Source organism: Arthrobacter oryzae, assembly GCF_003634095.1.
In the GTDB taxonomy this organism is placed as follows: Bacteria; Actinomycetota; Actinomycetes; order Actinomycetales; family Micrococcaceae; genus Arthrobacter; species Arthrobacter oryzae.
Map to the genome: position 1 here is coordinate 35,561 of NZ_RBIR01000011.1, position 18,737 is coordinate 54,297.

General features: G+C 64.4%; 17 protein-coding genes. 11 read left to right on the forward strand and 6 right to left on the reverse strand.

What is annotated here, in order from left to right; genetic code table 11:
* Positions 1–10: 10 nt before the first annotated feature.
* The 6 genes from C8D78_RS17945 (at position 11) to C8D78_RS17970 (ending at position 6,155) form a co-directional block, all read left to right on the forward strand.
* Positions 11–799: an NAD(P)-dependent oxidoreductase gene (locus C8D78_RS17945; protein ID WP_120955226.1), complete on the forward strand. Its 789-nt coding sequence runs from the start codon at positions 11–13 to the stop codon at positions 797–799.
* 95 nt (positions 800–894) lie between these two features.
* Positions 895–2,232 (forward strand): TRAP transporter large permease subunit, encoded by a 1,338-nt coding sequence (locus tag C8D78_RS17950; RefSeq protein WP_120955227.1) that lies wholly within the window; start codon positions 895–897, stop codon positions 2,230–2,232.
* A gap of 12 nt (positions 2,233–2,244) precedes the next feature.
* On the forward strand, positions 2,245–2,505 hold the full coding sequence (locus tag C8D78_RS17955) for a hypothetical protein (RefSeq protein ID WP_120955228.1): 261 nt from the start codon (positions 2,245–2,247) through the stop codon (positions 2,503–2,505).
* Entirely contained in the window at positions 2,502–3,491 is a 990-nt protein-coding gene (locus C8D78_RS17960; RefSeq protein WP_120955229.1) for a cyclase family protein, read from the forward strand. Before C8D78_RS17955 ends, C8D78_RS17960 begins: the two co-directional genes overlap by 4 nt.
* A 199-nt stretch (positions 3,492–3,690) precedes the next feature.
* A complete protein-coding gene (locus C8D78_RS17965) occupies positions 3,691–4,593 on the forward strand; it encodes an aminoglycoside phosphotransferase family protein (protein WP_120955230.1) in 903 nt (300 codons plus the stop codon).
* A 62-nt stretch (positions 4,594–4,655) separates the two neighbouring features.
* Complete coding sequence (locus C8D78_RS17970; protein WP_244208478.1) at positions 4,656–6,155, forward strand: HNH endonuclease signature motif containing protein; 1,500 nt, start codon at positions 4,656–4,658, stop codon at positions 6,153–6,155.
* Positions 6,156–6,236: 81 nt separating this feature from the next.
* On the opposite strand, the gene C8D78_RS17975 is transcribed toward C8D78_RS17970, so the two are convergent.
* Together C8D78_RS17975 and C8D78_RS17980 are read right to left on the reverse strand one after the other, a co-directional pair.
* Positions 6,237–7,379: an amidohydrolase family protein gene (locus C8D78_RS17975; RefSeq protein ID WP_120955232.1), complete on the reverse strand. Its 1,143-nt coding sequence runs from the start codon at positions 7,377–7,379 to the stop codon at positions 6,237–6,239.
* Positions 7,379–8,743 (reverse strand): type I glutamate--ammonia ligase, encoded by a 1,365-nt coding sequence (locus C8D78_RS17980; protein ID WP_120955233.1) that lies wholly within the window; start codon positions 8,741–8,743, stop codon positions 7,379–7,381. Before C8D78_RS17980 ends, C8D78_RS17975 begins: the two co-directional genes overlap by 1 nt.
* Before the next feature lie 175 nt (positions 8,744–8,918).
* Here C8D78_RS17980 and C8D78_RS17985 point away from each other — a divergent pair, with 175 nt between their 5' ends.
* Both C8D78_RS17985 and C8D78_RS17990 read left to right on the forward strand, forming a co-directional pair.
* Positions 8,919–9,536: a DUF998 domain-containing protein gene (locus C8D78_RS17985; protein WP_120955234.1), complete on the forward strand. Its 618-nt coding sequence runs from the start codon at positions 8,919–8,921 to the stop codon at positions 9,534–9,536.
* Positions 9,537–9,662: 126 nt separating this feature from the next.
* Positions 9,663–10,031: a GNAT family N-acetyltransferase gene (locus tag C8D78_RS17990; RefSeq protein WP_120955235.1), complete on the forward strand. Its 369-nt coding sequence runs from the start codon at positions 9,663–9,665 to the stop codon at positions 10,029–10,031.
* A 204-nt stretch (positions 10,032–10,235) separates the two neighbouring features.
* Here the strand turns inward: C8D78_RS17990 and C8D78_RS17995 are convergent, their stop codons facing one another.
* On the reverse strand, positions 10,236–11,297 hold the full coding sequence (locus C8D78_RS17995) for a hypothetical protein (RefSeq protein WP_120955236.1): 1,062 nt from the start codon (positions 11,295–11,297) through the stop codon (positions 10,236–10,238).
* Between the two features lie 295 nt (positions 11,298–11,592).
* Between C8D78_RS17995 and C8D78_RS18000 the strand changes: the two genes are divergently transcribed.
* Positions 11,593–12,372, forward strand: a complete 780-nt coding sequence (locus C8D78_RS18000) for an MBL fold metallo-hydrolase (protein ID WP_341867127.1) — start codon at positions 11,593–11,595, stop codon at positions 12,370–12,372.
* Between the two features lie 120 nt (positions 12,373–12,492).
* On the opposite strand, the gene C8D78_RS19595 is transcribed toward C8D78_RS18000, so the two are convergent.
* A complete protein-coding gene (locus C8D78_RS19595) occupies positions 12,493–12,864 on the reverse strand; it encodes a hypothetical protein (protein WP_147429643.1) in 372 nt (123 codons plus the stop codon).
* Positions 12,865–13,052: 188 nt separating this feature from the next.
* On the opposite strand from C8D78_RS19595, the gene C8D78_RS18010 reads away from it, so the two are divergent.
* Positions 13,053–15,041, forward strand: coding sequence for an aconitate hydratase (locus C8D78_RS18010; RefSeq protein ID WP_120955238.1), 1,989 nt, complete (start codon positions 13,053–13,055; stop codon positions 15,039–15,041).
* Between the two features lie 51 nt (positions 15,042–15,092).
* Here the strand turns inward: C8D78_RS18010 and C8D78_RS18015 are convergent, their stop codons facing one another.
* Positions 15,093–16,187, reverse strand: a complete 1,095-nt coding sequence (locus tag C8D78_RS18015) for a hypothetical protein (protein ID WP_147429645.1) — start codon at positions 16,185–16,187, stop codon at positions 15,093–15,095.
* On the reverse strand, positions 16,109–17,134 hold the full coding sequence (locus C8D78_RS18020; protein ID WP_167467953.1) for a hypothetical protein: 1,026 nt from the start codon (positions 17,132–17,134) through the stop codon (positions 16,109–16,111). Before C8D78_RS18020 ends, C8D78_RS18015 begins: the two co-directional genes overlap by 79 nt.
* Positions 17,135–18,186: 1,052 nt before the next feature.
* On the opposite strand from C8D78_RS18020, the gene C8D78_RS18025 reads away from it, so the two are divergent.
* Positions 18,187–18,501, forward strand: a complete 315-nt coding sequence (locus C8D78_RS18025) for a hypothetical protein (protein ID WP_120955241.1) — start codon at positions 18,187–18,189, stop codon at positions 18,499–18,501.
* Positions 18,502–18,737 lie beyond the last annotated feature (236 nt).

The window sequence follows — 18,737 nt, forward strand, 5'->3', positions numbered from 1 at the left end:
CACCAGAAAAATGACAGCGTGCACCGTCATCGGCCTCGGCGAAGCCGGGGCGACCTATGCCTCAGCCCTGGTCGCCGCAGGCCACACCGTGACAGGATTCGATCCCGTCGCCCCTTCCACCCCGGCCGGCGTCACCCGGGCAGCTACCGCAGCACAAGCCTGTGCAGGCGCGGATATCGTCCTGGTCCTCACCGGGGCAGGCGCCGCGCGAAACGTGGCCCAGGAATGCCTGCCGGTCCTGCGCGCCGGCAGCTGCTACGCCGACTTCACCTCCTCCTCACCGCAGGTCATGCAGGAACTCGGGCAGCTGCCCGGCGCGGCGCTTTTCGCGGACGTCGCTATCCTCGGACCCGTCCCCACCCAGGGAGCAAAAACTCCCCTAATGGTCAGCGGCCCCGGCTCCCGGGCCGTGGCCGAGCTCCTGTCCCCGCTGGGCGCCGACGTCGAAATTGCCGACGGCGAACCCGGGGCCGCCATGGCCCACAAACTGCTCCGCAGCGTTCTGATGAAAGGCATGGCCTCAGTCGTCGTCGAAGCGGTCACCGCCGGACGGGCCGCCGGCCTGGAGGACTGGATCCGCGGCCAGGTCGCCCGGCAGCTCGCCGGCGACGGCCAGGCCGTCATCGACAGGTTCCTCACCGGCACTGCCAAACACGCCCTGCGCCGCTCCCAGGAGATGCAGGACACCGCCAACTACCTCTCCGACCTCGGAGTACCCGCCGAGATGACGTCAGCTTCAGCTACCGCCCTGACACGCATGGCCCAGGAAACGGCGCCGATGGCGCCGGCCTTGCACTGACCCCCATCTTGCGCTGACCCCGGCATCAGGCAGAATCATTTACAGGAATCAACGATGAATCATCCACTAAGAAGTACCCCACCAGGAGCTACCGCATGATCGGCATTTGGGCCCTTGGTGCCTACCTGGCCGTCATCCTGCTCTGGACCACAGCGATCAAACGCAGCGTCGGAGAAGCCATGATCCTCGGCTTCCTGGCCGTTCTCCCCTTCACGGGGGCCGCCGCGGCACAGATCGGCTGGGCCTCCTTCTACTCCGCGGCAACCGACGAAATCGTCTACGCCACCATGGCGTTCGTCTTCATGGGCTACCTCCTGGACAAGACAGGAGTGCTAGACCGTCTCATCGACCTGCTGAACTCCATGATCGGCGGCGTCAAAGGCGGCCCCGCCTGGGTGTCCACCGTGGCGTCCGCCGGCCTCGGCGGGGTGGTCCACAACCAAGCCGCCATCGCCGCGACCGTCGGCTCCGTGACCATCCCCTGGATGGAAAAATCCAAGCTCGACAAACCCGCGGCCGCAACACTTGTCGCCGGAAACGCCGGAATGGGCATCACCTTCCCGTTCAGCGCCTCCATGTTCGTCCTCGTCGGATCCGCCACCGTCGGGCCCCTGCTGAACGTCAACGAGCTCTTACTTCCCCTGCTCATCGGCGGCCTATGGTGCTTCCTGCACCGGCTCATTGTCACCTGGCTGCTGATCCGCAAGAGCGGGATGACGCCGCTGGATCCTGCGCACCGGCTGACTGCCCGGGTAGCCTTCGGGCGCGGCTGGGCCACGCTGCTGCTCTTCATTGTGGTGGCCATCCCGCTCATCATCACCTCCGGCGCCATCGCCACGGCACTGTCGGACTGGACCGGAGGCGATATCACCAAAACTGTCAGCGTCATCATCTGGATCCCGGTGGTCCTCATCATCACAGGCGCCCTGCTGGGCAGGAAGCGGCTCCCGGGCAGCGGCCACGCCTGGTGGGCGCTGCTCCGGGACTCCGCCCCGAGATTCGGCATCGTGGGGGTAACGGTCGTTTTCGCCTTTGCCGGGGCCAACGCCCTCGCCGCCACGGGCCTGCCCAAACAGATGACCGCACTGCTTAACCAGCTGAACCTGCCCCTGTGGCTGCTCGCCATCCTCATCGGACTGATCGTCATCGCCGTCGCAGCCCCGCTCTCCGCCACGGCCACCATGGCCGCCGTCGGAACCGTCGGTGTCGCCACACTCGTCGCCGCCGGCGTCCCGGCCACCACCGCCGCCGTCGCCGTGCTGATCTTCTCCTCCTGCGAAGCAGCGGTTCCGCCCGGAGGCGCACCGCTCTACGTCGCCTGCGGCATCGCCGACGTGAACCCGGTCAAAACCTTCTCCCGCCTGCTCACCCACTACGCCCTGCCGCTGCTGGGAATCGGCGTGCTGATCATCGTCGGCGTCCTGCCGATCTAAAGGAACCAAGACATGCCCAAGATCAGAAGAGTCATCGAGGTCATCTTCGTCCTGACCCTCGTCGCCCTCCTCATTGGAGGCGTCCTAGTCGTGACCGGACAGGCCATCGCCCTCATCGCCGGCCAAAGCGCGTGGCTCCAATTCTTCAATGAATCCGTCAACCCCCCGCTGTGCATCGTGGCCTCTGTGTGCGCGATCGCAGGCTTCCTCCTCAGCTACAAAACCCACCAGAAGCAAAGAGTGAAGGCGCCCCAGGAAGCAGCGACGCGATGACATCCCATGCCGGGGACGGAACCTACCCGACATTTGCCCAACTGCTTGAAAGGGAGGGTGGGCTAGCCGGGACCTCCTGGGGATTGTTTCCCCAACCGGACCGCGGAACGCCGTCGTTCATCACACAGGACCCCATCCTGCAAGCCAGAAACTGCATCAGGACCGGCACCGTCTTCGGCCTGGACTATCCCGCCGAAGCGTTTGACCCCGGAATGTCACTAAAACGAAGCGCACCGCGCCACACGATCTACTCCTCCCACCCCGCCCACCGCGACGACTACCTCGACGGCTACTACCTCCAGGGCTCCACACAGATCGACGGGCTCCGGCACCGCCGGGCAGACGACATCGGCTTCTACAACGGCACCCCCGATGACCGGATCACGGAGGGCACCCCGGACCTCGGCATCCAGGAATGGGCAGACAACCCCATTGTTGGCAGGGGAGTGCTGGTCGACCTCGACGGGTACCGCACCGGCCTGGGCGAGCCCATCGACCACACAGCCGGGGAACCCCTCAGCCTCGACCTCATCCAGGCGGCCGTAGCGGCCCAATCTCTGAGCATCCGCCCCGGAGACATCCTGATGCTCCACACTGGCTGGTGCGAATGGTTCCTTGCCCTGACGTTGGAGGAGAAGCAACAGACCCGCGACAACCGCCGTGCCACCGGCATCGCCCAATCACAGGACTTCGTCGCATGGGCCTGGGACCACCGCGTCGCGCTGCTTGCGGCTGATAACTTCGCCCTCGAGTGCCTGCCCGCCGTACCCGGAAGCCCCTTCCTGAACAGCGCGCCGAGCGACCACGGCATGATGCACCAACAACTCTTGGCCAAACTCGGCATGCCCTTAGGCGAATTGTGGCGGCTCGGACCCCTCAGCCGGCACATGAAGACCACCGGCAACTGGGACGCCTTCATCACCATCAAACCGCTCAACATCACCGGAGGAACCGGGTCACCCGCGAACGCCACCGCGTTGACGTGAAGTGCCGGCCCGGGCTTGAACGGAGCCGGGAATCCCTGCGCCGCAACACCGTGTCAGTCCCTGACGCCGCATCGGTCACCTCGCACCGATAGACGTTGACCTCGTTCCGCTCCCCGTTCGCACTTGGGGGTCTTGAACTATATTCGGACAAGGGAATGGCTCGGACTGCATTGCAGGCACAAGGAAGGCGGGTTTCTGGATGGCGGAAATGCCGCGCGCCACGGTGGAAGTGAGTGCCAGCGTGGTCCGGCGCCTCGTCCGGGACCAGCGGCCCGACCTCGGCGATTGTCCTTTAGCGCGGGTTGCGAACGGCTGGGACAACGCCACCTTCCGGCTCGGTGACGGCCTGGCCGTCCGGCTGCCGCGCAGGGCGGAGGCCGTTCCGCTGATACTGCATGAGCAGCGTTACCTTCCCGACAAAGCTCGCCGCTCCCCGGTCGCGGTTCCCGTCCCCGTCCATGCCGGCCGGCCGACGCCGGACTTTCCCTGGCCGTGGAGCATCGTGCGGTGGGTTCCCGGAGCCGCTGCAGCCGACGTCGGTCCGGCAGGCCGCGGGCAGGCGGCTCAAGGCCTGGCCGATTTCCTGCTGTCCCTTCACTTGCCGGCCGAATCCGGCGTCCCGGTGAACCCTTTCCGGGGTGTGCCGCTGACAGGCCGTGACGCTGTGCTGGTGGAACGGCTCGGGGACCACGAACGCTACCCGCAGGCGGCAGCGCTGAGAGCAGTGTGGGCGCAGGCCCTTGCCGCCAAGGCCTGGGAAGGGCCGCCGATGATGCTCCACGGGGACCTCCACCCCGGCAACATCCTGCTGGCGGACGACGGCTCCCTGGCCGGCGTCATCGATTTCGGCGACGTCGGGGTAGGGGACCCGGCTGTCGATCTTGCGGTGGGGTGGCTGATGTTCGACGCCGGCACTCGCCGCCGCTTCATGGGCGCCTTTGGCTCCGCAGTGGACGGGGACACCTGGATGAGGGCGCGCGGCTGGGCTCTCATCCTGTCCACCGCCATGCTGAGCAACTCCGACGATAATCCGCGGATGCTCGCCGTAGGGAAGTTTGGGATCAGGCAGATCCTGGGTGACGGTCTTAGCCTGAGACGCTGACGCTGACGCTGACGGCGGCGTTACCGGCGTTAAATGTCAGTGCCTCCTGCCATTCTGTGGGTATGGAAGGCAGAGCAGTTGCCGAGACGTTGGAGGCCATGGAGGCCTCCCTCGCTGCGGTGGCTGTGTTTGCCGGTCGCGGAGACAGGAACACGGCCTCGACCGGCGCTGACCTTCTTCGCGACGAGGCGGACGCGTGCCTGGACGGCATGGCTGAGGTGGGCCGCATGGAGGCCAGGCTTGCCGCGCTGAAGGTGCACTTCGCCGCCGGTTATTCCCGCGCTGCCGCCGCCATGGCGCCTCCGGCCGTTTCCCCGCAGGAGCGCACCGCCCAGGAAATGGCGATGACAGCAGAGGTGGCCTGTGTCCTGACAGTGAGTGAAAGATCGGCGGCCGCGCTCCTGGCGGAGTCAGCCAAATTGACCACCGGGTTGCCCCTCACGCTGTCTGCGCTGCACGCAGGAAGCATTTCCTGGCAACACGCGCGGGTGATGTGTGATGAAACGTCCGGTCTGGACCCCGCCGGGGCGGCTGCTTTGGAGGCTCATTTCCTGGACCCCGAAGCTGCCTTTGCCGCGCGTGGCTGCCCGGCGGGGGAGCTGGTGCCGGGCAGGTTCCGGGCCAAAGCGCGCCGATGGCGTGAGCTGCACCATCCTGTCAGCATCGAGGCGCGCCACCGCAAGGGTGTGGAGGACCGTCGGCTGGAATATGTGCCGGACCGGGACGGCATGGCCTGGCTCTCGGCCTATCTGACTGCGGATGTGGCGGTGGGTGTTTGGTCCCGTGCCACGGAGGCGGCGCGTGCCCTGCAGGAGCCGGACGAATCCCGGACCCTGACCCAGCTCCGTGCGGACGTCGCCGCTGAATGGCTGCTGGCGGGGGTGGCGGAAGGAACCCCGTCACCTAAGGCCCAGGTCCTGGTGACCGTGCCGGTGCTGTCTCTCTTGGGCACCGGCTCGGAACCGGCCACACTGGACGGTTATGGTCCCATTCCGCCGAGCATGGCCCGCCGGATTGTGGGGGATGGCGCCCCGTCCTTCCTGCGGGTGCTGATCGATCCGCGCAGCGGAGCGCCGCTGGAGATCGGACGGACCAGCTACAGGGTTCCGAAGGCGATGCGCCAATGGTTGCGGCTCCGGGATGCCCGGTGCAATTTTCCGGGCTGCAATAACCATTCCCTGGATAACGACGCGGATCATCTGTTGGCCTGGTCCGAGGGAGGGGGCACCGGCATCACCAACCTGGGCCAGCCATGCCGGCGGCACCACCGGCTCAAACACACCACAGCATGGAGACCGGTTGACGCCACCCGGGACCAGCCGCCCGGCTGGATCTCACCTGCGGGACGCTCGTATCCCGGCGAACAACAAGACTGGGAACCACCGCACTGGCCGCTTCAGCTCGGCGGCGCCGTTGAAGGCTGGGAGCCGGAACCGCCCGAGTGTGAAACGGAACCGCCCGACTGGCCGGACGTAGTTGCAGGTGCCGTCGGACGCGGCGAGGCCGGGCCGCCATTACCGGTGGATCCCTTTCCCGACTGGGCACTGTTCATCGCGGCGTAGGATGGGCGCTCCGAGTTCCGGCCCGCTGCCCTGCGCCCTTCCGTCACCTTCCTGCTCAGCGGCAAGGCAACGGGCCGGCGCTCAGGGGAGCGCGTACACGCGGCGGGCGTTCTCGTGCGCGACGAGTTGCACGATCTTGCGGGCGTCCGCCTCGGAACAGTCGTCGTCGTCGATCCATCCGCTCATGACCTTGGTGATTGCGGTCCGCCACAATCGCGCGCCCAAGTAGTGGAGTTCGGCCGGGCCGAAGGCGTCGGAGGAGTACAGAATCTTTGTGAAGGGAGCCAGTTCGAATGAGCGGGCCACCAGATCCCGGCTCCGTGACCCGGTGAAGTTCACGGCAAGGCCCACATCGATGTAGACGTTTTCGAAGGCGTGGGCCAAATAGCCGGCTTCGCGTTCGAACGGATAGCAGTGGAGCAGCATGATGGGTGTCTCCCGGACTTCGGGGGACCGCAGAAAATCCAAGAGGTGCAGGGGATTGGTCTTGTGGAGGTCCAGGTCGCGGTCACCGAATCCAACATGGAATTGCAGCGGAAGCTTCATCGACGTCGCCGTGTAGATGCCGTGGGCAATGAGTGTCAAGTCGGTGAGCTTGGCGTGGGTGCCGGCGCGGGTGTTCTCCTGCCAGCGGCGGGCTGCTTCAACCACCGCAGCCGGTGCAGGCCGGCTGAGATTCTGGTCGAATCCTGCGCGGTAGGCGAGAACTGTCTTGAAGCCCACGGCGCTGCGGGTGAGCTCTTGAAGCCGCTGACCGAACTCGTCGACGTATTCCGACGGGTTGGCTATCTCCTGGATCAGTGACTCGGCGACCATTTCCAGCCGAACGATCTCGTGGGTTCGCCCGCCGGAGACCTCGGCCATGTCGGCCCTGCTGAGGTAGTCAGCGGCATCCAGTCCTGTATCGATCAGCCAGTCGCCCACGCCGGCAGCGCGGGTCATGCGCCGGCTGACCTCGAGTTCTCCAAGCTCGGAGCGCCGGTTCCAGTAGTCCGACGGCGAGGCGTGCCGCGGCAGGTCAAGAATGCCGCTGCACCACCGCCGGATGGCGAGCCCGATTTGGGTGTTGTAGGTGTCCTCGGGGTGTGCGAGTGGTTCGGTGTTTCCCTCGTTGAGCGAGTTCTGAAAGCGTGCCTCATCACCGTCGGAGCGAAACGCGCCATGCACGTGGTGATCAATCAGGCCGACCTGTTCGACGAAGTCCGGGAAAGCGCCGGCCGCCATCAGACGGACCAGGCAAGTCGAAAGCGTTCAGCAAGTTCGTCCGGCGCGAGGTCGGCGGAGATTCGCTGTTCGTAGCGCCGGACGGCCACCGTGGCATCGACGGCGGCGTCTCCCAGAAGCCCGCGTGCAAGGCGTGACTTGTCCAGCGTGTCGATAATGGCGGCGGGGGAGTCTGAGAGCAGCAGGACGTTGGCCCGCTGCCGCTCGCCCTCTGAAAGCCGTCCGGGATCACCCGGGATCTCTTCCGGCAGCCTCCGCCCGCCGCTGATGCCGTCAAGGGCCAGCGCGAGGATGGATGCGGAGGCCAGATACACGTTGGCCGACGGGTCGATGATTTTCACCTCGACGTTGGCTCCGTGGGGGTTGCTCTGGCCCTCGCTCAGAAAGCGCACCGAGGCTTCCCGGTTCTCCAGGCCCCAGCATAAGTAGGCACCCGACCACGTGCCGGGCGTCAAGCGGGTTCCGGACAAGACTGATCCGGTCAGGAAACCCTGAATATCGGGGAGTCCGGCAATGATTCCGCCAATGGCCGCGCCTCCCTCGGCGCGGATCCCGTGCGGTCCGCTGCCGCCGGAGAACAGCGGCAGGCCGTTCTTGTGGAGCGAAAGGTGCTGGTGGGCACCGTTTCCGACCGTGCCGGGAAAGGGCAACGGGGAGAACGAGGCCTGCATGCCGTGGGCCCGGGCGACGATGCCAACGATGACTTTGGAAAGGACCACGGTGTCCGCGGCGTGAACCGGCGAAGCAGGGGGAAGGGAAAACTCGAACTGGTTTCTGCCGTACTCGGCGTGGATCTGCTCCATCGGAATGCCGGCATGGTTCAGCGTTGATAGCAGGTCATCGAGGAATGCCGATTGGTCCAGGAGTCCGGTTGCCCCGTAGGGAACCCAGGGTGTGGTTTCCAGCGCCGACCCGTCCGGGGCGACGAGGAAGAATTCAAGTTCGTGGCCCACGAGTGCCTCGTATCCGGCCTCAAGGAGGCTGCCGTCGACGTCGGCCAGAATACCGCGGGCACAGGCCGGAGACGCGGTTCCATCTTGTTCGAAAAGGCTGCCTGGTGCCCAGGCCCGGCCGCCCGGCAGGATGCGGAGTCCCGCGAGACCGATCTTGAGACGCATATCGCCAACGGTGGTGATGGTGTCCGTGAACGCTATTCCGCCGTCGATGGCGAACACATGCCAGACCGGGGCAGCGCCCATCCCGGCCTGGTGAAAGGCTTTGAGCCGGACTAAGGGAACGCTCTTCGCCAGGGTGATGCCCGAAGCATTCACCACCGTGCCGATCACGCTGCGGACGCCCGCCGCTTCGAGTTCGCGTTGTGCCTTGGCAACAGCGGATTCGTCGGCGGATGCGGTTTCAGTCATGCGCCTATCATGCGGCGCATCCCCATCCAATGAAAGGTTCGAAAGGTACGCCGCCTTTTGGCTTGCGGTGCTGCCTCCGCCCTTGACGCACTAGGCTTCGGTTGTGATCTCGAGTTCAGTCCCCGGCAATGCAGCGACCAGACGCCGGCGCGTCGGACAGGGGGCCGCGGCGGGGATGGCAGGCTCTGTCCTTTTTGTCTCCGTTTTCACCGTTTACGGGTGGCTGTGCCCGGGATATTCCCCGGCGAGCATGTTTGTCAGCGAGCTGTCCCTTGGCCCCTACGGCTGGGTCCAGATGCTCAATTTCCTGCTGACCGGTGCGTTGGTAGTCGTCTTCGGCCGCGGCCTCGCAGCGCACTTCACCGCCGGGGCGGCGTCCCGGACCGGGCCGGTACTGGTGCAGTGCATGGGGGTCAGCCTGATCGTGTCCGGACTGTTTGCCACCGACCCGTCTGCGATGTTCGACCAGGCCAGCGCGCACGGGGTTGTGCACGGCATCTTCGGGGCCATCTTCTTCACGCTCGCGCCCGTCAGCTGTTTCGTTTTCTACCGGCGCTTCCGCAGCGACCGGGCCTGGCGCCCTTTGGCGGGATGGACACTGGCTGCGGGCGTTCTCCTGACGGTCGGGATTGGCCTGCTTAAGGTCAGCCAGCAGCCGGGGAGCGGGCTGTTCGAGTGGAAGGGCCTGGTGCAACGCGTCATCCTGGTCACGATCATGGCCTGGATATTTGCCGTCGCGGCCCGGTTACGCCGCCTCGATCGGGCCGAATCCGCCTTACAGGCCAAGGCGTAGTACTGAACGGCGAACGGCGCCGGAGGAGTGATTCCGGTTGTGAGAACGCGGGCCATGCAACACTGGTCCGATGCCCGGGTTTAACATCTCCGCTCCAGCGAGTTCTCCGATGCCGAAGTTCTTTCCTTGTACGAATCCGTGAGCTGGTCCGCCTATACCAAGGACCCGGAGCTGCTCGTGAGAGCGATCCGAAACTCCGCGTTCGTCGTCACGGCCCGGAATGATGCCGGTGATCTGATCGGCCTCGCCCGGGCAGTCTCCGACGACGCGACCATCTGCTTCCTCCAGGACATCCTGGTGCGGCCGGGATTCCAGAAGGACGGAGTGGGCCGGGCTTTGCTGACACGGGTCCTCGAGAAGTACCGGCATGTCCGCCAGACCGTGCTCATCACCGACGATGAGCCAGGACAGCGCGCCTTCTATGAAGAGCTGGGCTTCACCGAGGGGTCGAACTTCAGTCCGGAACCCATCCGCGTCTTTGCACAATTTCGCTAGCCAAAATTGTGCAGGAAAGCCGCTCAGCGTCGACGGCGCCAACCTCGCGTCCGACGGCGGCCGGTCCGTGCGCGGTAGGGGAGCGGCACCCAACGCAAGCGGACGACGTCGGGCAGTCCCGCCGCCGTCCGCTTGATGTGAACCTGCCCGTGGCCAAAAAGTTCCAATGTCCTGCGACGAGCCCGAAACCCCCACGGGGCCGCCTCATGGGCCCGTGATGGGGGACATCATGACAACGGCGTAGCGGCCCGGGGTGCCGTCTTCATCGTGGCCGCTGCTGGCACGCACGGTGTACAGCCTGTAGGTGCTGTCCGTGTGCAATAGGCGCACCATCGTACGCCTGGAGGGCCGGGACTCTTCAACGGTGTCCCTGAAGATGCGGTAATCGTCGGGGTGGATGACGTGGGGGAGGTAGCCGAATCTCGGTGACTGGATGCCGAACCGCTGCCAGGTGCTGGAGGTCATGAAGGTCTGCCAGCAGCTGGTGTCGACGGCCATCAGCACCTGCTCTTCGGCGAGTTCGAAGACGGCGCGAAGGAGACTGCTGGAGTGGAAGTCCCCGAAGCCCGGCGTGATCGGGGCCGGCGTGATCTCGTGGACCTCACGCGTGATGGCGCGCAGCCACTTGCCCTGCCGCCGTTCGTCCGGGATCACGCGGCCGGAGACCTCCAGGTTCTTGAACCCGGGCACAGCAGTCGCGAAGCGGGTGATGATCTTGTACGGCACCAGATACCGCTGTGCGTTCATCGAAGTTATGGCCGCGTCGATGGTCACCTTCATCCGGGTTCTGTCCTCGGGGGAGATCAGTTCACTGACCCATTGGTTCATGTCCCCGGTGGGGCTCTGCCCTGAACGGTCGATCTCGTAGATGGCGAACAGGTCATCGTTCCACGACGTTTCAATGTGCCCGGTTTTTGAGACCGTCCACTCCAGGGCGCCGATCGGCGGGCGCGGCGGCAGGCCCTCGCCGTCCGCGGTGTAAATGGCCAGCACCGCAAGGACGGTGTTGGTCATCGGAGAGTTAATCGGCAAGGCGAGAACACGGTAATTGACGCCCCGGTGATGGACAGCGTCATGGATTTCGTGTCCCGTCTCAGCGACAGCTTTGATCCGGTCCATCAGCAGCTCGCGGCCCAGGAGATCAAGGTTTTTGCGGACACTGGATCCGGAATAGTTCACCGGACCGATGCTCAGGAGGCATGGCTGGTCCTGGTTGAGGTAGTCCACCAGGACCCATCGATTTTGTGTGCTGCTGATCGTGTTCATGACTGGTGAGCCCGTCGTTCAGGTTGGGATCGTGTCGCCGTCCCATCATGACGCCGGAACGCGTTCCTCTAGCAGAGGACCGGGCCATCTTCCACCATTCATTGGATTAAGTCATATTTTCCGGGGTATCCACGGCGCCCGGGATATAGGTCGCGATACGTGAATGTCACATCTGATTTGCCGATTTGAGTTTGCCTGAAGCACTTGGCAGTATGTCTGTACCAAGCCCATCTGGCGGATGCCCGGCCGGCTGTACAACGCTTCATCTGATCAATATCTTCAGGAGTACAGTCCTTTGCCCGACCACCTTCCGCACAACGGCCATGCTGCGTGGCAGCCTTCACTGCAGGTTTCCGAACCGGCCCCGGGCTTCTTCTTTGTCGAAGGCCCGGCATCGAACTGGATCATCGTCCGGGACGGATCCGGTTTCATCCTCATTGACAGCGGTTACCCCGGAGACACTGACCTCGTCCTGAAATCCATCGAGCATGCCGGGCTGAAGCCGGCCAATGCCCGCGCCATCCTCATCACCCACGGCCACGTCGACCACACCGGACAGGCGGCCCTGTTTTCCCGCACGTTCGGGACCCCGATCCTGTGCAGCCCCGAAGAACTGGCACACGTCCAGGGACATGAAAAACACCAGGTCGGCCTGGGCGAGGTTATGGTCCGTGCCTGGCGCCCACGCGTCCTGTGCTGGATGAGGCACGCGATCCGCGCGGGGGCGCTGAACGCCGATCCGGCCACCGAGGCCCGGGCCTGGACTGCGGAGAGGCTCCGGGATCTCCCGGGCGCCCCTGAGGCCATTCTGGTGGCCGGCCACACGCCGGGCAACGCCTCCATCTATTTCCGGGACGCCGGGGTGATCGCCACCGGCGATTCCCTTGTTACAGGACACCCGCTGAGCGGACATGTAGGCCCGCAGATGCTCCATCCGATGTACCATTCCGAGCCGGACACCGCATTGTCCGCAACGCATGCCCTGGACGGTGTAGAGGCATCGATCATCCTTCCGGGGCACGGCCCCGCGTTGGCCATGCCCCTCGCCGCGGCCTTGGCAGCCCTGCGCGGCTGACGCCTCAACCGTCACGATTTGCGGAGTCCTCCCACAGATGGAAAGGTTTATACCTGAAGAGCCCCGCTGCATCCCCCAATAGCAGCGGGGCTCTTCTTTGCCCGAACCCTTGCCTGCGTCTCAGGAGCAAGTCTTGAGGAAGCTCGTGGCACCGCGCCGTTCGTGGAAGGCCACGGTGTGACCACTACCGTCACGGAAGACCGCCCGTGAGCCTTCGACGGTGATGGTTCCCGACTGGTAGGGATTGCCCCAGCCTGCCGGGGGATTGCCGTGGCCGTCGTCCAGCGGCTGATCGGCGGCGAAGAATGTGTCCCGCACCCGTGCCTCGTGGATGCCACAGTGCGTGAAGAGGGCGAAAGGGATACTCGAGACGGTGGTGGTTGTCGGGCTGGTCGGGACGTTGCTTTGCGGCGCTGCCGGGGCCGCGCATCCACTCAACACCGCCAAAGCGGTGGCCGCAGTGGCGATGCCCAGAACGTCTCGAGTTGGCATGCGCCAAGCATCACGGACGACGACAGCGCGGTCAAGAACCTGCGACGGCGAATCCGGCTCTGTTCCCGGCGCCTGCGCGGGGTTAGTTTTGAAGTAAGCGGATTGCCCCCGGAGGCCGGTTCGTTGCCGGCTCAGGCGTCTGCCCAGTGCCATTGAGGTCCAGTGCCATTGAGTTAAGGAAGATCACCGTGGCATACAACGTCGCGCAGAAGCTCATCGCCTCCCATCTGGTTTCCGGCAGCATGATTCCGGGGTCCGAGATTGGTCTGCAGATTGACCAGACACTCACCCAGGATGCGACCGGAACCCTGGTCATGCTGGAGCTGGAGGCACTCGGACTCGACAGGGCACGGACCGAAGTGTCTGTGCAATACGTCGACCACAACCTTTTGCAGGCCGACAGTAAGAACGCGGAGGACCATGAATTTCTTCGTTCCGCTTGCCGCCGGTTCGGCCTGTGGTACTCGAAGGCCGGCAACGGGGTATCCCATCCGACCCACATGCAGCGGTTCGGCGTCCCGGGCAAGACCATGGTCGGCTCGGACAGCCACACCCCGGCCGCAGGATCACTCGGGATGCTCGCCATCGGCGTCGGGGGCACCGAGGTTGCCACGGCCATCGCGGGGGAGCCGCTCTACCTCAAAATGCCGCAGATCTGGGGTGTACGGCTCACCGGCGAATTGCCTCCGTGGACGAGCGCAAAGGACGTGATTCTCGAAATGCTGCGCCGGCACGGTGTCCACGGCGCCACAAATCGCATTCTCGAGTACTTCGGCCCCGGCCTGGCGACGTTGACCGCGATGGACCGGCATGTGATCGCCAACATGGGCGCCGAACTGGGGGCGACCTCCACGGTCTTCCCTGCAGATGAGCAGGTCCGGGCCTTCCTACGGTCCGAACAGCGGGAGGCCGACTTCACCGAACTCCTCGCCGACGCCGATGCCAGCTACGACCTCACCGAGGAGATCGACCTCTCCACGGTCGAGCCGCTCATCGCCGCCCCCAGCTCGCCGGGCAATGTGGTTCCGGTGAGGGAGGTCGCAGGCAGGCCGGTAGCACAAGTGGTGATCGGCTCATCCGCGAATCCCGGGCTGCGGGACTTCGCGATGGTGGCCGCGATGGTCAAGGGACGGCAGTCGGCGCCCGGGCTTTCCTTCGACGTCAACCCGAGCTCCCGCCAGATCCTGCAGGACCTCACCAAGATGGGCTCCACCTTCGATCTGGTCCGCGCGGGCGCCCGGCTGCACCAGACCGGATGCATGGGCTGCATCGGGATGGGCCAGGCCCCGGCTCACGGCACCAACAGCCTGCGCACCATGCCGCGCAATTTTCCGGGCCGCTCGGGTACCAAGGAAGACTCGGTCTACCTGTGCTCGCCTGAGACGGCGGCGGCCGCCGCCCTGACGGGATCCATCACGGACCCGCGGGACCTGACGGAACTTTTCGGCCTTGAGTATCCGAAGCTTGAACTACCCGCGGTGTCGAGCGTGAACACCTCGATGCTTGAGGCGCCGCTGGCTCCGGAGGAGGCTGCCGAGGTGACCTTGGTCAAGGGCGAAAACATCTCCTCGCTTCCGGTGTTCGAGCCGCTCGAGGACCGCATCGAGGCACCGGTCGCGCTGGTCCTGGGCGACGACGTCTCCACGGACGAGATCCTGCAGGCCGGGGCGCGCGCACTGCCCTATCGCAGCAACATCCCGAAGCTGGCCGAATTCACCTTTGCCCAGATCGACGAAACCTATGTGGCACGGGTCCTCGAAACCCGGGATACGTCCGGCCACATTGTGGTTGCCGGCACGAACTACGGCCAGGGGTCCTCCCGGGAGCACGCCGCGATCACGCCGAAGTTCCTCGGGCTGCGGGTGGTTCTGGCCGTCTCGTTCGCCCGGATCCACTGGCAGAACCTGGCCAACTTCGGGGTGCTGGCGCTGGAGTTCACGGATGCGGCCGATCATCGCCGTATCCAGCAAGGCGATGTGCTCCTGCTGACAGGGCTGCGGGACGCGCTCCGGACCGGTAAGGAGATCCGCGTGCGCAACGAGACCCGGGACCAGGACTATGCCGTCCGGCACACGCTCTCAACGCGTCAGGTTGAGATGCTCCTGGCCGGTGGCCTGATCCCGTGGCTGCGGGACCGGAAAGCGCAGGATACCCGCGTGCCGGGCGCAACCGGATAGGCCTTCTACCGCTTCAACGCCTGCGCCGGCCGGGGTGTCCGTCTGCCGGAGTCAGCCCGGTGACTGGCGCTTGATGGAAGCCGAAATTCGGTCCTCCATGGCTCGAACGCCACCTACCGCCGCCGGACCCATCTGCTGCCTGGCGCGGTTCACGGCGTCGCGGACTTCGCGCCGCACCACCCGTTCATTCTGACTCGACGACTTTTCTCTCGTTTCCCTGGCCAAGTCGAGCAGAGCGTGCGGCGCGTAGTGATTGACGCTCATGTCCGTGAGCAGGGGCAACTGCACTCTCAGGTCCTGCTCGATGGCAGTCCGGAGTGGGCCCAGGCGAAGCAATTGAGTGAGGAAATCCGGACTCAGGACCGGCGACGCGGGCGCTTGGGGGCCAAGGCGCTCCCGCAGATGGTCCTTCATTTTCATTGCGGTCCCATCGAACGTCAGCCACCACGCGAGGTAGCCCATGGGGGATGGTCCAACCGCCCGCCGATACTCGATGACGCCGACCGAGTTTTCAACGTCGTGGGCAACCAGCCGGGAACGCGTCCCTTGCTCGGCCCCGTAATCACCGCGTTGACGCCTTCGCTCGTGAGTCTCATTCCACAGCTCCTGAACCGCGCCCCGAAGTTCGAGCGATGCGGCGTCGGAGTACTCCAGGAGGCTCTTGGTCTCGATGGAGAATTCGTCGGCGAGGTAGTCACTGACGTCCTGCAACGGCTGTTCGCGTCCACAGATGTTCCGTTGCCAGTCCAAGAATTCATTCTCCGGCCGGCCCGAGAGCACGAAGGCCGAGTAGAGGAACGGGACCCGTCCCGTCCACGCCGACGTTCTGTTGTGGCCGTAAGCCACGGCCAGGTTGAGATGTCTTTCAACTTCTTCCACGACGCCGTCCGTCACGAACAGCAGCAACCCGGCGTCCACCGCTGCTCGCATCAGAATCGTAAAGTGGCGCTCTTCCGGATCGTCCACCAGGCTCTCGCCAATAAGCGGCAGGATCGCGGTGGTGTCCATCCATATGTCGCCTTCACTGAAGACGTTCAGCATGACTTTCTGGACGTCCGGGGTCTGTTTCAGGAACGCAAACAGCGTGTAGGCGTCGGCCAGCCGGCGGAGGTGGGACTGTGTTTGGGGCGAAGGCTGCTCCACCACACATGCATGATGGCCGCGGCCGCGGCATCAGAACTGAGCCCATGGATGCCGCCGTTTGCGGTGATTCTGTCGGCTATGGCTACCGGGCTGAGCTGGAACGGTTCTCCTGTTTCCACGGCTTCGGCAAACGACTCACCCCGTTCCAGGAGCGTTTCTTCCAACACCGTGCGCAGTTGCCGGGAAACCTCCGTCACCTGGGCGTCGCCCAGTGCCTCCGGTACTTCGAGGGCCCGAACCGCCGCAGTGAGTTTCGCATCCAGGGCAGCCTCATCGAGAAGGAATCCGGCGGTCTGATCGTTTATCCTCTTGGCCTCCTCAAAACTCAGATGGTACGTGTCCTCAGATCCGGACGCTGATTTGTGTTGTTTGACCGGTCCCTTCCGGGACAGGCGGGTCAATGCGCTCAGGGTCAGGGCATCGACCTGCCCCCGCTTCCCCACGGGCATGCGGAGGGCGACGCCGTCCTGGATTTCGCCCAGGCTGAGCCTGTTATCTGCGTCCGAATCGTGAAGGGCCGCCAAGACCAATGAATCGAAGCAGCTCTTGGTAAGGCTCTGATCGGTTGCCTGATCCTCGCCGTCGAGTGCCAGGTGCAGCACGGCGACCTTGCTCTCATCCGCGGTCAGGGTCGCTGTTCTGTCGATGACCCCGCGTTTGGACAGGAGCGGATCGACGAATCTCTTTGCCAGCTCTTCACTTGCCACTCGTCGCTGCGGATGGGACGACTCGCGGTCCACAAACCACGACCGGTCCCGGATATCTACGGTGATGTTCCGGTCACGGCGGGACTCTTCCTTGAGTTCATCGGCAGCCGGACCAATCACCTGGTTGGTCACGTAGATCATGGTGCTGACCGAAGGGCAGTTCTTTTGGAGGGTGTCTAGCGTGCTCGTAATTTTTGTCTTCCAGTTCGCCGTGACGGAGTACTGAAAAGCAACTCTCGGCACGCCGTCAATTGTGAATATTTCGGCGTCCCGGCCTTTGTCTCCGTTCGGGGCTGCCATCGTCCGCAGGGCCGGGTATTCGACGGCTAGGAACTCCGATGCGAAGTTTTCGAATATCTCCCAGTCTCCCCGGCCAATCCTTTCCAGAGCGAGCTGCAATCGCGGATTCGGCATGACCGAATCATAACCACCAATAACCTTCATTGAACATCGTCGTCGGGTTCGATAACCGAGTGGCCTCCGGGAGAGCGGCGGCCCAGTTTCGGTTCCACGCGCTGCCCCCTTCCGCCATTTCGCTCTGGACACGCGGGTCAATAAGGACTAATGGCCGTTGACTTCCGTTTCTCCGGCGAGGACCATGGCGAGTGAAAGTCGATGGATGGGGGGCATATCTCAGAGACTGACCTGCCGAAAATATGCATGTGTGCCGATTATTCCCGCGCCAAATATTGGGCTGCGGCGGAATGTCGAGTATGCGGAGCTCATGCTTTCGCATCTGTTAAACAACTCCGAAGCTGGGGATTAACGGAGAGAAGATGATTAACATTTCCTTTGAGCCGGTTGCGGATGCGCCCGGTGTTTTTACATCTGAACCTTTAGCGTCCGGCCAGTGCGATCGAATTCGTGCAATGGTGCACGCTCGGACCGCACTATTGACAGCCGAATGCGATGCGGAAGGCAAGACGCCAGGTCTCCCAGGGGCAGCGGGTCCTGGGTTTGACGCAGTTGCGTTCAGTCTGTCGGGTATATGGGACGCGGCTGAGAACCTCACCGGTCGCGCTTGGGACGCAATTAGCGATGTTCTGACTAATGAGGGCGGCGGCGGCGGCGGAGGTGGCGGTGCCGGCGGTGCTCGCATCTTGAACTCGGACGAAACCGAAACCGTCACAACCACTCGGGCGCGGGCGCTCCCTAGGTAAACGGCAACAAACGCAAACGGACGACGGCGGGAGCCCCGCCGTCGTCCGCCCGGGGCCCGGTGCCGCTCTTTCTATAGGAGCCCGCGTCGGTTTACTGGGCTGCAACACTGAGGTGCAAATCATGGAGGGGGAACCATGCAGTCCAAGAGGACATGGCAAATTACGGTCGGCTCGATATTGCTGGCGGCGACGATGTTCGTCCTGCCCATGCCGTTGGCTGAGGTGTTTACGGGTATCGCAGGACAGGGCGCGGCGGTGATGTTCGTCGTCGGGCTCGGTCTTCTCGTTGGTGGCCTCGGTTTTATCGCCGTGGGTCTGCGCAAGCAGTCGCGGAACCTGCGCACGGCGCGCACGTACGACACCAGGGAGGCCTCCTCATCCAACGAGGATCGGCCGGTCAATCCTTATGCGGTGCCGAATCCCTACGGCGCCGTTCGTCCACCGATCTAGACGCCCGGCACCTGCTGCTGGCTGCCGTCGTACCCTGGCACAACACCGTCTAGGGCGTGCGGCCTGCCGCGCCGCCTTCCTAGCGCAAAAGGGCGTTCTTCAGCCGGGCCTTGACCATTGAGTGCTGCCCGCAATTGGAACAGGTGATGTTGAAGGCCCTGGAGGCCGTGAAGACGGGGATGAAAAACAGGGTGAATTTTGTTGCGCGTTCCTGGAGCCGGTGCTGGACGAGTTGG